Genomic DNA, 13,744 nt, shown 5'->3' with positions numbered 1-13,744 from the left:
ATCGCCGTCGGCATCCCCTGAGCATTCCAGAACCCGGCCCCCCAGGGCGCGATCCCGGAACGCTCACACCGCGCGATCGAGCCTGCGCTGGGCCTCATCACGATCCCGCGCCACCATCTGTTCGACCATCTTCCGCACCATCAGCTCGATTTGGCTTCCCAGCAACGGGATGCGAACCCGGACCGTTCCACGAATGTCGAGCACGGACCCGCTACCGCCGGGCCGCAACCGGTACTCCCCGTCGATCGTGACGGGGATCCCGGTGGAGCTACCGGAAAGCCGACCCGATGCGCTTCCGTCGCGGACCGTGCGCCACGTGTCGATCCTCTCCATCCGCAGATCGCCGCGCACTGTCCGGGCGACCACCGCCGGAAGCCTGTCCGGATCGACTGTTTCGGTCATCGTCACCGTCACGAGCGGTAGTCCGTCGTCGTCCGCTACCGACTCCACCCGCACCGTTCCCCGCGACCCCTCGACGATGCGCGAGCGCCAGTAGTCCTCGTCGATCAGGACGGCGTGCACCCGCTCGACGGGATGGTCGAACTCGGCCGAGAACTCGAACCGCTTCGGCATATCGCCGACGGTACCGGACGGATCAGCTGATCAGACCCCGTTCGCGCGCCGCGGCCACCGCCGCGGTTCGGCTGTCCACCGCAAGCTTGGTGAACGCGTGCACCAGGTGCGATTTCACCGTCGCCTCACTGACGAACAACTGCTTGGCGATGGCCCGATTGGACAACCCCCGGGCGACCAGCGCGATCACCTCGACCTCACGGGCGCTGAGCTCGGCGCGCGGCTGCTGCATTCTGCGGTAGAGCCGCTGTGCCACATCCGGATCCAGGACGGTCTCACCGCGTGCGGCGGCGAACACCGACTCGATCAGCACCTGTGGATCAGTGTCCTTGAGCAGATACCCCGCGGCGCCTGCCTCGACGGCCCGCAGGATGTCGGCGTCGGTATCGTACGTAGTCAGCACCACCACCCGGGGCGGATTCTCGGCGGCGACGATGCCGGCCGTCGCCTGGGCACCATCCATTCCCGCGCCGAGGCGCAGATCCATCAGCACCACATCGGGTTTCGCGATCGCAGCGAGTGTCACGGCCTCCTCGCCCGAGGATGCCTCCGCGACCACCTCCACGCCGTCGTGCGACGCCAGGAGTGCCCGAAGACCGGCCCGGACCACCGGATGATCGTCGACGAGCAGCACCCGGACCTCACCGCTCATGCCGGACGCCCGACGGGAAGTGTTGCGGCGACAGCTGTTCCGTCCCCTGGTGCCGATTCGACGACCAGTGTGCCACCCAGCAGCGCCAGCCGGTCCCGCATCGCTCGCAGGCCGAACCCTCCGGCCTCGCGCTCGCTGAACCCGATACCGTCGTCGGCCACGTCCAGTCGCACCTCGTCGTTCGCATACGTGAGCGTCAACCGGACCCGATCGGCGTGCGAATGCAGCCGGACGTTCGCGAGTGCACTCTGCGCCACCCGCAGCAGTGCGACGTCGTAATCCATCGGCAGCGGAACGGGGTCGCCATCTGTGAACAGTTCCCCGACTGTTCCGGTGTGCTGCTCGAGCTGAACCAGCTGCCTGCGCAACGCCGACTCGAGCGGTGCCGACTCGAGATCCGACGGAGTCAGCGCGTCCACCACCCGCCGGGCCTCGGTGAGGTTCTGCTGAGCGGTGTCGGCGATCTGGGTGAGAGTCGGAGTGGCCTCGGTTCCCCGCAGACCCGCGCGGGCCAGCAGCAGGATCGACGAAAAGCCCTGAGCCAGGGTGTCGTGGATGTCCCGGGCCAGGCGCGAGCGCTCAGCGAGGGCGCCGGACTCACGCTGCAGAGCAACCAGTTCGTCCTGCGCACCGAGCAGCTCACGGTGGGCCTCGGTGAGTTCTTCGACCAGGAGTTGCCGCTGCGCCGCCTCGCGAACCAACTGTTGATAGACCATCGCCATCCCAGCCGCTACCGCGGCACCGAAGATCGGGCCGACGACGGATGCCACCGTATTGGTGGCGCCGTGCCACAAACTGGCCGCGATCGCCACCGCAGTCAGCGCCGCCGTCGTCACCAGCGCGAACTGCACCGACAGGAGGTGGAAGCACAGAAAGAACAATGCGAAGACCAGCCAGGCGAAGTTGGCGTCCGACGCCACCAGCGTGAGCCACCCCAGAATCAGGACCGCCAGCCAGATCTGTCCCGGACCGCGCTGGATCGACTGATCACCGGCAACGCCGCTGCGGCGGACGAACCAGACGCCCGTGGCGTACCACGCGAGCTCGAGTGCCGCCAGCACGACGATCCACGCCGCATGCGGCCCACGCTCGACCAGGACACGTCCAACGCCCACCGCGAGCAGCAGCACGAACAGGAGATGGGCGCCGATCTGCATTGTCCGCAATACCGGCGCAACGCCGCCAGGGTGGTGCACATCGGAGGTTCGCATTTCACTCACGCTAACACCGCGTACCGCCGGGTCACCGCGGCGAACACCGATCTCCAACTTTCGATGGATCAGCGAACTCAACCGATGCGCGATGCCCGGCACCACCGACCTCGACGACGCTGGACAGCATGTTCCTCAGTATCCGAGACCTCCGCTTCGCCAAGGGTCGATTCACCCTCATGAGCTCGGCTCTGTTCCTGATCTCCCTGATGGTCGTGATGCTGTCGGGGCTGACCACTGGACTGGGCAACCAATCCATCGCCGCAGTCAAGCACATCGGTGCGAACAGCTTCGCGTTCGGCAAGCCGGCCGAAGGACAGTCCCTGTCGTTCGGGGAGTCCACCGTGACCGAGCAGCAGCGCGATGCCCTCGCCGCCACCGATGGTGTCGATGAGGCGGCCGTCATCGGGATCGCCCCGGTGCGGATCACCATGGGAGACAGAGAGGTCGCCGCTTCAGCGTTCGGTGTGGACGGTCACTCGTTCGCCTCTCCCGCCCGCATCGACGCGGGCTCCGTCGCGGTCGACAAGGAGCTTGCGCGGGACAACGGCTGGGATGTCGGGAGCCGGATCGACATCGGCGCCGACACCTTCACTGTCACCGCCCTCGTCGAAGACTCCCTCTACAGTCACCAGCCGGTCGTGTGGATGAACCACGACGCGTGGACACATCTGCCGGCCGCAGGCGGCAGCGACGGCACCGTGATCGCGATGCGCACCTCCAGTGGGTTCGACTCCGGCGCCGCGGCCAGAGCCACCGGCACGTCGATCACCGACGAGAGCGGCGCCCTGAACGCGATCGGCTCCTACACCTCCGAGCGCGGATCCCTGCTGTTGATGCAGGCCATGCTGATGACAGTCAGCGCCCTCGTCGTCGGTGCGTTCTTCACCGTCTGGACCATCCAGCGCAGTCAGGACCTCGCCATCCTCAAGGCTGTCGGCGCCTCCACGAAGTACCTGCTCAAGGACGCACTCGGGCAGTCGCTGATCGTCCTGACGCTCGGCGCAGGCATCGGCACCCTGGCCGCCGTGGGCCTGGGCGCGATCGCCTCGCAGGCCGTGCCGTTCACACTGACCCTCTCGGGCACGCTCGTCCCGTTCGCCGCCCTCATCGTGATGGGCATGATCGGCGCCACTGCGGCACTCGCCCGGATCGTCTCGATCGACCCTCAGACCGCGCTCGCGAACGCGCGCTGAGCCCGGCGTGACAGAACTCGAAAGGACCTCATCATGAGCATCTCGCTCCGCAACGTCGTACTGACCTACCCCGACGGGGACAACCGACTACGCGCGCTCGACGACGTCGACCTGGAAGTGAACCGCGGCGAGCTGGTCGCCGTCACCGGGCCGTCAGGCTCCGGGAAGTCGAGCCTGCTCGCGGTGGCCGGACTGCTGACGAATCCCGACGAGGGCAGCGTGACAATCGACGGTACCGACGTCACAGGGCTCGACCGCGCGGCCCGCACCGACATGCGCCGCGAGAAGCTCGGTTTCGTGTTCCAGCAGTCGAACCTGCTGCCGTCGCTCACCGCGACGGAGCAATTGCAGATGATCACGCATCTGAGTGGGGGTTCGGTGCGCGACAGCCGCGGGCGGGCCCGCGAACTGCTGTGCAGTCTCGGGCTCGAGGGCCAGCTCGATCGACGCCCGAACCAGCTCTCCGGTGGCCAGCGCCAGCGCGTCGCGATCGCCCGATCACTCGTGAACGCCCCGGCGGTCCTGTTGGTCGACGAGCCGACATCGGCGCTGGACGAGGAACGCAGCCGCGAAATCGTCGCCCTGCTCGCCGAGCTGAGCCGCGAGCGTTCCGTCGCGACGGTGATGGTGACGCACGACCTGAGTCAGCTGGACCTGGTGGACGCCGCATTCGAGATGCACAGTGGCGCACTGCGTCCGCGGGCCGCGAAGATCGCTACAGCAGCTTACTGAACTGGTCGTTGGCCTTCTGCATCACGAACTCGTAGGGCGGAGCGAACTTTCGCGCCCACCAGTAACCGAAGCGGACGTCATTGGACGTGTACACCAGGTACCTGTTCTTCTTGATTCCCGCGACGATGCAGTTGGCCACCTTCTCAGGTGAGACCGCTCGCTTTTCGAACCGATGGGTGAGCTTCTTGATGCGCGGATCTTCTCGGTCCACGCCGGCGATCTGCACGGTGCCCACGAGCGGGGTCTTGACCCCGCCGGGCACCACCAGGCTGACACCGATGCCGTGCCGCTTGAGGTCGAACCGCAACACCTCGGAGACGCCGCGAAGGCCGAACTTGCTGGCGCTGTATGCCGCATGCCACGGCAATGCCAGCAAACCGGCCGCGGAGGACACGTTGACCAGGTGTCCACCGCGTCCGGCGGCGATCATCGGCGGCACAAAACGCTCGATGATGTGAATCGGCCCCATCAGATTCACATCCACCATCGACTTCCAGTGTCGATGTTCGAGATTCTCGACGGTCCCCCATGCGGAGATGCCTGCGACGTTCATGACGACATCGAGGCTGCCGACCTGCTCGTGAATCTCATCCGCGAACACGGTGACGGCATCGAAGTCGGACACATCCAGCGCCCGCGTGTAGGTCACCGTCCCCCCGGCCCGGCTGCACAGTTCGACAGTCTCGGCCAGCCCTGCCTCCGCGATGTCGGTGAGGAACAACTCCGCGCCCTCGCCAGCGGCCGCAACGGCCGTCGCCCGGCCGATTCCGCTGGCCGAACCCGTGATCAGGCACTTCTTCCCGTCAAGTGTTTTGATCGCCATCGCTTCGAAATCCCCCACCTCTGCCGATCGGTTGGTCGGCAGTGTACGTGACAGGCGTCACCGTGGCGCCGGACGATCCACGGCGCCGGGAACTATCCGCGATCAGTCACAGACGCTGGCACACCAAGCGTCACAGACGTCACAGACGCTGCGCCATCTCGTCCTGATAGTCGCGGATGGTCTTCTCGATCCCGTCCGCATCCTCCGGACGACCGTGGCTGCGAGCCTCGTCGGCCCGATCCCGCAACACACTGATCGCCCTGCGCAGTTCGTTGTCGCTCATTCTGCGGTCCATAGATTTCAGTGTCCCCGCCGATCGGGGGTTTTTCCAGTCACCCAATGGCGTCGCCGGATACTCCCCGATCGCCCCGATTACTCCTGATCGAGCTGCGAGTTATCCCGAAGTTATCCAAACGTCGCTGAAGACCATCCGCTCGCCCGCGCAACTGGCACCAAAGGACCCTCGCTGGTCCACGCAGCCGCGATGAACGCTCTATCAAATCCCCATCGCGAGCTACCCGTCGGCTATCTCCGATGTTATGATCGTCGCGATGTCTGATTTCGCCGCACGGCTCAACAAGCTCTTCGAAACCGTTCACCCGCCGGGACGGAAGCCACACACCAATGCAGAGGTGGCGAACGCACTCATCGCGGACGGCCACCAAATATCCAAGCCCTACATCTCCCAGCTGCGCTCCGGCCAGCGGTGCAACCCCTCGGACGAGACCGTCGCGGCATTCGCGAAGTTCTTCAAGGTCAAGCCCGCCTACTTCTTCAACGACATTTACGCCGCGAAGGTCGATCACGATCTCGACCTCGTGGCGCAACTGGAGGGCTACGGCCTGCGACGGCTCGCGACGCGCGCCTTCGACCTGTCGGAGGAATCGCAATCGCTGCTCACCACTTTGGCCGAGAAACTCCGTGCCGCAGAAGGCCTGCCCGATGTTCCACCCGATGCATCTCACTGAGCGCTGAACCGGCAGGCGACGCAGCGCCGGGAGAGCAGCCGCCAGACAAAGCAAAGAGGCCCCCTCTCCCGAAGGAAAGGGGGCCTCATTGTTGGTGGAGCTGAGGGGAATCGAACCCCTGACCTCTTCGATGCGAACGAAGCGCGCTACCAACTGCGCCACAGCCCCGAACCACGATCATGCTCTCGCTGACCGCTCGGCAACTCTAACAGGCGCCGTCCCCAGACGAGAAATCGCATGGTCAGCGGCCGAAAGCGAGAAACGAGGAGGGCGCCCGATCACCGTGGTGACCGCGCGCCCTTCTCGTTCTGTCGAACAGTTGTCACGCTGCGCTGAAGATAACTGCCATAAGAGTCACTGCCCTGCAGCTCTGCGGTATCCGTAATCGCGATCGCCGTACTCGCCGACCTCAGCGTCGTAATGCTCGAGGTGATCGAATGCCGGATCCCCGTCGTCCACCTCGAGCACCACCGCGCCCGGCCGGCGCAGCCGCGGCGGGACGAGCCGCAGTTCCTCGTCCGACAGCGACTCCACGCCGAGTCGTGATCGACCGAGCCGCGCCATGCGGCGACGCCGGATCTCCTGCTCGATGTTGACCTGACGCCGCAGATACGTCATGTATCCGGCGAGGGCGCACACCGACAGCGCGCACACCCACCACATCGTGGCAGACAGGATGATTGCCAGGGCCGCCGTCATGATCGAGGCGAATACCAGCGCGAGCACGCTGCGCTGCCGGAACCGATACCGGGCCGCGCGCGCGATCGCGTCGGCCTCCGGGTCGAATCCGCCGCGGCCGCGCCGATTCGGGACGAACTCCCGTGCCGCGGCGCGCTCGCCCGCATTGATGTCGTCGTCGGCGTGGGTGTCCATTCGGTCCTCCGCGTCTATGCCGTAATAGTCGTCGACGTCCTGCAGTGCCGGTTCCGGACGCCAATCGGGATCGCTCCGATGCCCGGCCGCCGGACCCCGCGCCGTCGGGCGTTGTGCATCGCCCCGGTGCAGAACCCGAGTAGCGAGCGCCGCGTCGGAGGTCTGTCTGATGCGAGGCCGCTTGCTCGCGAGCATTGGAACGAGGACGAACAGCCACACGGCTACCAGCCCGATCCAGATGATCGAAGAGTTCGGCATACGGCGACCTCCTCCCAGTCGTCTACCAGCACTGATGACGCCACTGACCCGTTCAGGCTAGTTGCATCTGCACCCTAATCCTCGCAGACGCGCCGACTCAGCTTTCGCAGGTGTCACACCTGTCACTCGATTATCGCCTCTCGAGGCCGGAGTTGCAGCCTCGAGATTCACCCGGGTACGAAAAGGACCGAAGCGGACCGCACCACTGCCTCGACCGCGACCGACCGCGCGCACCCGGACCGGACGTCTCGAGTCTCCTGAACTCGAGATGTCGGGCCCCTGTTCGTGTCCGAATCTCAGCCATATACGCAGAAATCGGATAATTCACCGAATAGCGGCAAATCGACACGGGGTGATTCGGCAACCGAATCGTTAGCATTCGTATATCAAATTTGAGAAAACAAGTCCCCAAAACCTTACGCAAAAGTGACGGACAACCAATACTGCAATCGGGGCCATTCCGGTTTTTCGGGACGATCCCAACCTGCCCGAGGCCGGCGCGCTCCGGTCGTAGACGAACGAAGACGAGGAATTCCCATGCACGTGAATCACCGGTCTTTCCTGCGCCGCAGGCTCGCGCGATCAGGCACCGCAGTTGCTGCGGGAGTCGCGGCGTTGATGCTCACCGTGGCAGCCGGTTCGGCCGGTGCGAATGTCCAGGTCCAGGAGCCGACGTCCGCTCAGACCGTGAGCTTCGACGGCTGGAACCTGTCGGTGAATCAGACGGATCAGTCGATCACCAGCGTGCCGCCGCTGTCGGGTAACCAGTTCACTCGAGACCTGTTCGCGAGCGGTCGCGCCCTCGCCACCGTCAGCGGCAACGGGACCGCACCGTTCACCGGTGGCGTGCTCGAGGTCGGTTACCAGATCGGTTACCAGGCCGACGTCTCGAACGGCGCCGTCATCACCGGCAATGCGGGCATCACACCCGGCGCTGTCTACATTCCCGAAAGGTCCGAGAATCTCATCCTGACCGCCGATCCGAACATCCCGCCGGTCGTGGAGTTGTTCACCGGCGAGGCGCTCGAGCTGGGTGTGGAGACACCGATCGAAGGAAACATCTCCACCCAGATCGCCCCCGGCACCATCGCCACAGTTCCGGTGCAGAAGAAGGAGTGCAAGTCGACGCAGTGTGCGATCACCCTCCGGAACATTCACCTCGAGGTCAATCACGCGCTCGGTTCCGTTTCGGTTCGCTCGTACGCCATCTTCACGGCGTCGACCGATGTCGCAGACGACGTCGTGGTCAGCTACGGACCGCCGGTGATCGTCTGATCACCTATTCCCAGGTGGCCCGTCCCGCACGCACCAAACGATCGGACACCGACCCGGGGACTTCCTCGACAGTCATCGCAACCAGCAGGTGGTCACGCCACTGACCGTCGACGTCGAGGTAGCGGCGCAGCAAGCCCTCTTCCCGGAACCCCACGTGACGCAGAACCGCCTGGCTCGCCAGATTCTCCGGGCGCACGGTGGCTTCGACGCGATGCAGCGCCATCGGACCGAAGCAGTGATCCAGACCGAGCGCCAGCGCCGCCGTCGCGACCCCCTGCCCACCCACATCCTTCGACACCCAGTACCCGATCCACGCCGAGCACAACGCGCCGCGCACGATGTTGCCGACCGTGATCTGGCCACAGAACGTGCCGTCGACCTCGATCACCATCGGCAGCATCCGCCCCTTGCGAGCTTCCGAACGCAGGCTCGAGCACATACCCGGCCACGCGGCGACGTGGTGCCGTTCGTCCCACGGCGCCTGGCCGGTCGGCTCCCACGGCTCGAGATGTTCGCGGTTCGCGATGCGCAGCCGGCTCCACACTGCCGCGTCCCGCAATCGGATGGGCCGTAAGGTGACCCGGCCCGCCGCGACCCGGATCGGACCAGGTTTCGCCGGCCACCCCGGGTGAGCGGACATGGGCCGCTCAGCTCCGCTGCGCCAGGAAAGCGACTTCCACCTCTTCACCCGTACGGATCTCGGTGACCTCGGGTTCGACCAGGACGAGACAGTTGGCCTCTGCCAAAGTGGCGAGCAGGTGCGAGGACGCGCCCGGCGCCCCGCCGAGCGCCTGGACCAGGTACTCCCCCGTGGACTCGTCTCGCATCAGCTGACCGCGCAGAAATCCCTTGCGATTCTCGATCGATGTGATCGGCGCGACCGTGCGCGCTGTGACTATGCGGCGCATCGGCTGACGTCGGCCGAGGGCAATGCGGATCAGCGGACGCACCATCACCTCGAACACGACCAACGCACTGACCGGATTGGACGGCAGCAGGAAAGTCGGCACCTCGTCCCGGCCGAGCTGACCGAATCCCTGCACCGAACCCGGATGCATCGCGACCCGTTCGACCTCGATGTCACCGAGATCCGCCAGCGCCTCGCGGACCTCGTCGGATGCGCCGCCACCGACTGCGCCGGCGATGATCACGATCTCCGACCGGATCAGCTGCCCCTCGACGACCTCACGCAGCCGCCGCGCATCGGTGCCCGCGATGCCCACCCGGTTGACGTCGGCACCCGCGTCACGAGCCGCGGCAGCCAGCGCGTACGAGTTGACGTCGTAGACCTGCCCCGGTCCCGGCGTCCGGTCGATGTCGACAAGCTCGCCGCCGACGGAGATCACCGACAGCCGTGGGCGCGGGTGGACCAGGACCTTGTCTCGGCCCACGGCCGCGAGCAGACCCACTTGGGCTGCGCCGATGATCGTGCCCGCCCGCACCGCGACGTCACCGGGCTGCACATCGTCACCGGCGCGGCGCACATAGTCGCCGGATCGGACCGGCTTGTAGACCTTGACGCGGGCGTGCCCGCCATCGGTTCGATCCATCGGCAGCACGGCGTCCGCGAGCGTCGGCAGCGGTGCCCCCGTGTCCACTCGAACAGCTTGGCGGGGCTGCAACCGGATCGGCTGCCGCGATCCCGCTGTCACCTCGCCGACGACGGGGAGGGTGAGCTCGGTGGGTTCGCCGTCCTCACCTCGGATGTCGGTTCCCGCATCGAGGACGTCGACGCTCCGCACGGCGTAGCCGTCTATGGCGGCCTGATCGAATCCTGGTAGCGGCCGTTCGGTGACAACTTCCTCGGCGCACAGCAAGCCCTGCGCCTCGGAGATCGCAACCCGGACGGGCCGGGGTGCCACCGCGGCAGCAGTCACCCTCGACTGCTGCTCTTCAACCGAGCGCATGTGGATCCCGTCCTCCCGACCTGTCTTACCGACCCTGTCTTGCCGGCGCTGAAGCTCACCGACGGTGTTGCCGACGCAGCCCAGACGCCGCCGCCGACACAGTTTCAGCGGCGGCGCCGGCAGACTACTCCGCCTCGGACGACTGCAGGCGCTCGGTCAGCCACTCGCGGAGAGACGGGCCGTATTCCTCGCTGTCCAATGCAAAGTCAACCGCAGCCCGAAGATAGCCGCCGGGATTTCCCAAATCGTGTCGGGTCCCACGATGAACCACGACGTGGACCGGGTGGCCTTCCACAATCAGCAGCGCGATGGCGTCGGTCAGCTGCAACTCGCCGCCCGTACCGGGTGTGATGCGGCGCAGCGCGTCGAAGATCGCCCGATCCAGCAGATACCGACCGGCCGCGGCGAACGTGGAGGGAGCATCCTCCATAGCCGGCTTCTCGACCATGCCGGTGACCTTGAGCACGTCCGGATTGGTCGCGTCCGGCACGGTCTCGACCTCGAAGACGCCATAGGCACTGACCTGGTCCTTGGGCACGTCGATCGCGCACAGCACGGACCCACCACGCTTGGCGCGGACGCGGGCCATGGTGTCGAGCACGCCGCGCGGCATCACCAGGTCATCGGGCAGCAGCACCGCAATGGCGTCCTCGTCGTCATCGAGCACAGCCTCCGCGCAACCGACTGCATGGCCGAGCCCGAGGGGTTCCTCCTGCACGACGGATTCGACCTCGAGCAGTCCCGGCGCCTTGCGCACCTTCTCGAGCAGGTGATGCTTGCCACTGGCTTCGAGCTTGCTCTCGAGAACCAGGTCCTCGACGAAGTGAGCGACGACACCGTCCTTACCGGGCGAGGTCACGATGACGAGCCGGTTCGCTCCGGAGTCGGCCGCCTCTCCCGCCACCAACTCGATACCCGGTGTGTCGACCACCGGGAGTAACTCCTTCGGAACGGTCTTGGTAGCCGGAAGGAAGCGCGTTCCCATACCGGCAGCTGGCACAACCGCCGTCCGAAAGTGCCTCTTGTCATTGGTGACGGCATCTGTCATAACTCACCACCCTATCTACAGGCCCCCGTGGCCAGTCGCACGATCCTAAGGTGGCGATCATGAAACTGCCGACCAAGGCCGAGTGGCGCAGCCACATCCTCCGCGAACGCAGGGCGGTGGGACCCGAGACGAAATCCACCGAGGACGCGGCGATAGTCGCGATCGTCACATCGGTCGTTCCCGCCGGTGTCACCGTGTGCGCATATGTCCCGGTGGGCACCGAACCGGGTTCGATCGAGATGCTCGAAGCACTCCACGACTCCGGATGCCGCGTGCTGCTCCCGGTAACCGGGGAACCGGGTCCGCTCGAATGGGCGGAGTTCACCGGGAGCGCCGATCTCATACCTGCCGGCCACGGTCTCCGGGAGCCGTCCGGTCCGGTCTTCCCTCCGGCCGAAGTCGCGTCCGCATCCGCGGTGCTGATTCCAGCGCTGGCGGTCGACGAGCGGGGTGCCCGCCTCGGCCGCGGAGCCGGGTTCTACGACCGCACGCTGGGACTGGCGGAACCCACCGCAGCACTGATCGCCGTAGTCCGGGACAACGAGCTGGTTCAGCGCCTCCCCTCGGACCCGCACGATGTCCCCATGGGCTGGGCGCTGACTCCCGGCCGCGGGATGGTGCGGCTCGACGCGGGGGGTGTACCCGACCAGCAGTGATCATGGCTGCGGAACACCGGCCTGGTTCGCGCTGTTGGCACTGTCGACTGTAGAGTGCCAACATCTGCGGTTTGACTACACAGTGCGGAGGAACCCCAGTGCCCACCTATTCGTACGCCTGCACCGAATGCGACAACCGATTCGACATCGTGCAGTCGTTCAGCGACGACACCCTGACCGTCTGCCCGGAGTGCTCCGGCAAGCTCCGCAAGCTCTTCAACTCGGTCGGCATCGTCTTCAAGGGCAGCGGCTTCTACCGCACCGACAGCCGCGGTAGCGGCAGTGGCAGTGGCAGCGGCAGCGGGGGAACCGCAAGCGAGCCCGCGAAGTCCGACTCGGCGTCCGGCACCAAGTCCGAGCCGAGCACACCGAGTTCCACCTCGGCCCCCGCTGCCGCACCCGCAGCGGCCGCCAGCTGACGCCGCGATACGACGCCGTTCTCCACATCTCGTAGGTCCATCCACAGGTTTTCTTCCACGCCTGTTCACGACGAGTACGGGTCCAGTTTGCGCAGATAGCGTGCACGTCATGGCGCACGAGATGTTCCGGCGACGCGACCCTGACGGTCACGGGCCGCTGACGATGTCCCTGACCGGTCGGCTGGGACGCCTGGTGCGTCCCGGGTGGGCCCGGTCCGACGTGGCTCGCCGCGTCGCCGCGGGGCTTCTCGTCATCGCCGCGACCGTCCTATGGATTCGTGACGGTGCCGCGGATACCGGCGAACCGGTGGTGGTCGCGTCCCGCGATTTGTCACCGGGCCGGGTTCTCACCGCGGACGATCTGCGTACGGCCGACCACGATGCCGCTGCTGTCCCCGACGGCACGGTGGGCGCCATCGACGCCGCACTCGGCCATACCCTCTCCTCCCCGGTCCGCGCTGGGGAGATCCTCACGGACGTGCGGCTACTCGGCCCCCGTCTGGCACAGGCCGCGGTGGGCTCCGCCGACGCACGTGTGGTGCCCGTGCGCCTGTCCGATGCCGGTCTCGCCGGACTGATCCGAGAGGGCGACCGAGTGGACGTCCTCACTACCGGTTCGTCATCCTCGACGACCGATTCCGCTCCCCCGGCCGCCACGATGCTGGCCTCCGGCGCCGCCGTGGTCCTCGTGGCACCCGAACCGGACGGCCCCGGCCGCGCCGATCGGGTTGTGATGTTGGCCCTACCGACGCCCGAGGCCGGAGCGGTCGCCGCGGCCTCGCTGACTCACGCGATCACCGTCACGCTCCACTGAGCCCGGGCAGCTCCATCCGGCCGATCGACAATGCGCGTGCCCCCGGATGGGAGCACGCGCAGGTGTTCATTCGAATCACTGATCGCCGATTGCCTATTTCAACCGTGATGCGGCGGGACCTGCCGTCGCAGCCATTCGTCCTGATCGTCCCGTCCACTGCCCCTGGAGGATGCACCGTCCGGGGACCGCTCGTCGGAGGTCTGCTCCGGGAGCACCGCACCGAAAACGGCCTCCAGGCGGGCCCGGTCGATCCGGGTCCGCCTGGTCGTCGGCGACTTCTGGCCGGCGACTGCCGAGTCGCCAGTAGTCGTCTCGTCCGACATGTCTGTGTTCGCCCCG

General features: G+C 66.4%; 17 protein-coding genes and 1 tRNA gene. 7 read left to right on the top strand and 11 right to left on the bottom strand.

The annotated features are described in order from the left end of the window. Positions 1–63: 63 nt before the first annotated feature. From ERC79_RS17725 to ERC79_RS17715, 3 genes are read right to left on the bottom strand one after another with little or no spacing between them, the layout of a single operon-like run. Positions 64–573, bottom strand: coding sequence for a DUF2505 domain-containing protein (locus ERC79_RS17725; protein ID WP_131579732.1), 510 nt, complete (start codon positions 571–573; stop codon positions 64–66). Positions 574–595: 22 nt separating this feature from the next. Continuing rightward, positions 596–1,225: a response regulator transcription factor gene (locus ERC79_RS17720; protein WP_131579731.1), complete on the bottom strand. Its 630-nt coding sequence runs from the start codon at positions 1,223–1,225 to the stop codon at positions 596–598. Then, a complete protein-coding gene (locus ERC79_RS17715) occupies positions 1,222–2,436 on the bottom strand; it encodes a sensor histidine kinase (protein ID WP_131579730.1) in 1,215 nt (404 codons plus the stop codon). The genes ERC79_RS17720 and ERC79_RS17715 overlap by 4 nt, the downstream gene beginning before the upstream one ends. 128 nt (positions 2,437–2,564) lie before the next feature. Between ERC79_RS17715 and ERC79_RS17710 the strand changes: the two genes are divergently transcribed. Next, positions 2,565–3,632: an ABC transporter permease gene (locus tag ERC79_RS17710; RefSeq protein ID WP_131579729.1), complete on the top strand. Its 1,068-nt coding sequence runs from the start codon at positions 2,565–2,567 to the stop codon at positions 3,630–3,632. Positions 3,633–3,665: 33 nt separating this feature from the next. Then, positions 3,666–4,364: an ABC transporter ATP-binding protein gene (locus ERC79_RS17705; RefSeq protein WP_131579728.1), complete on the top strand. Its 699-nt coding sequence runs from the start codon at positions 3,666–3,668 to the stop codon at positions 4,362–4,364. Here ERC79_RS17705 and ERC79_RS17700 read toward each other — a convergent pair. Both ERC79_RS17700 and ERC79_RS23185 read right to left on the bottom strand, forming a co-directional pair. Then, a complete protein-coding gene (locus tag ERC79_RS17700) occupies positions 4,348–5,187 on the bottom strand; it encodes an SDR family oxidoreductase (protein WP_131579727.1) in 840 nt (279 codons plus the stop codon). The two genes, ERC79_RS17705 and ERC79_RS17700, sit on opposite strands and share 17 nt — an antisense overlap. A 139-nt stretch (positions 5,188–5,326) precedes the next feature. Beyond that, positions 5,327–5,470, bottom strand: coding sequence for a hypothetical protein (locus ERC79_RS23185; protein WP_165497013.1), 144 nt, complete (start codon positions 5,468–5,470; stop codon positions 5,327–5,329). 268 nt (positions 5,471–5,738) lie between these two features. Between ERC79_RS23185 and ERC79_RS17695 the strand changes: the two genes are divergently transcribed. After that, entirely contained in the window at positions 5,739–6,155 is a 417-nt protein-coding gene (locus ERC79_RS17695; RefSeq protein WP_131579726.1) for a helix-turn-helix domain-containing protein, read from the top strand. Between the two features lie 92 nt (positions 6,156–6,247). On the opposite strand, the gene ERC79_RS17690 is transcribed toward ERC79_RS17695, so the two are convergent. Together ERC79_RS17690 and glpR are read right to left on the bottom strand one after the other, a co-directional pair. After that, a tRNA-Ala gene (locus ERC79_RS17690) sits at positions 6,248–6,323 on the bottom strand. A 186-nt stretch (positions 6,324–6,509) separates the two neighbouring features. Next, positions 6,510–7,286 (bottom strand): gephyrin-like molybdotransferase receptor GlpR, encoded by a 777-nt coding sequence (gene glpR, locus ERC79_RS17685; RefSeq protein ID WP_131579725.1) that lies wholly within the window; start codon positions 7,284–7,286, stop codon positions 6,510–6,512. Positions 7,287–7,823: 537 nt separating this feature from the next. On the opposite strand from glpR, the gene ERC79_RS17680 reads away from it, so the two are divergent. Further along, positions 7,824–8,561: an MspA family porin gene (locus tag ERC79_RS17680; RefSeq protein WP_131579724.1), complete on the top strand. Its 738-nt coding sequence runs from the start codon at positions 7,824–7,826 to the stop codon at positions 8,559–8,561. 4 nt (positions 8,562–8,565) lie between these two features. On the opposite strand, the gene ERC79_RS17675 is transcribed toward ERC79_RS17680, so the two are convergent. From ERC79_RS17675 to ERC79_RS17665, 3 genes are all read right to left on the bottom strand, one after another. Further along, positions 8,566–9,201 carry a GNAT family protein gene (locus ERC79_RS17675; RefSeq protein WP_131579723.1) on the bottom strand — a complete coding sequence of 212 codons (636 nt, stop codon included), beginning with the start codon at positions 9,199–9,201 and terminating at the stop codon, positions 8,566–8,568. A 7-nt stretch (positions 9,202–9,208) separates the two neighbouring features. Next, on the bottom strand, positions 9,209–10,468 hold the full coding sequence (glp, locus tag ERC79_RS17670; protein WP_131579722.1) for a gephyrin-like molybdotransferase Glp: 1,260 nt from the start codon (positions 10,466–10,468) through the stop codon (positions 9,209–9,211). 124 nt (positions 10,469–10,592) lie between these two features. Then, positions 10,593–11,516: a UTP--glucose-1-phosphate uridylyltransferase gene (locus ERC79_RS17665; protein ID WP_131579721.1), complete on the bottom strand. Its 924-nt coding sequence runs from the start codon at positions 11,514–11,516 to the stop codon at positions 10,593–10,595. 59 nt (positions 11,517–11,575) lie between these two features. Here ERC79_RS17665 and ERC79_RS17660 point away from each other — a divergent pair, with 59 nt between their 5' ends. The 3 genes from ERC79_RS17660 (at position 11,576) to cpaB (ending at position 13,405) form a co-directional block, all read left to right on the top strand. Next, the gene (locus ERC79_RS17660) at positions 11,576–12,172 is read left to right on the top strand and encodes a 5-formyltetrahydrofolate cyclo-ligase (protein WP_165497162.1); all 597 of its coding nucleotides are present in this window, start codon (positions 11,576–11,578) and stop codon (positions 12,170–12,172) included. Positions 12,173–12,270: 98 nt separating this feature from the next. Further along, positions 12,271–12,591: an FmdB family zinc ribbon protein gene (locus tag ERC79_RS17655; protein WP_131579719.1), complete on the top strand. Its 321-nt coding sequence runs from the start codon at positions 12,271–12,273 to the stop codon at positions 12,589–12,591. Positions 12,592–12,754: 163 nt separating this feature from the next. Beyond that, a complete protein-coding gene (gene cpaB / locus ERC79_RS17650) occupies positions 12,755–13,405 on the top strand; it encodes a Flp pilus assembly protein CpaB (RefSeq protein WP_207390534.1) in 651 nt (216 codons plus the stop codon). A gap of 98 nt (positions 13,406–13,503) precedes the next feature. Here the strand turns inward: cpaB and ERC79_RS17645 are convergent, their stop codons facing one another. Continuing rightward, complete coding sequence (locus ERC79_RS17645) at positions 13,504–13,728, bottom strand: hypothetical protein (RefSeq protein WP_131579718.1); 225 nt, start codon at positions 13,726–13,728, stop codon at positions 13,504–13,506. Between the last annotated feature and the right edge of the window lie 16 nt (positions 13,729–13,744).

This window comes from Rhodococcus sp. ABRD24, from assembly GCF_004328705.1.
GTDB lineage: Bacteria > Actinomycetota > Actinomycetes > Mycobacteriales > Mycobacteriaceae > Prescottella.
Note: the sequence above shows the minus strand (reverse complement) of the source record. Positions and strands in the feature narration are given on the sequence as shown.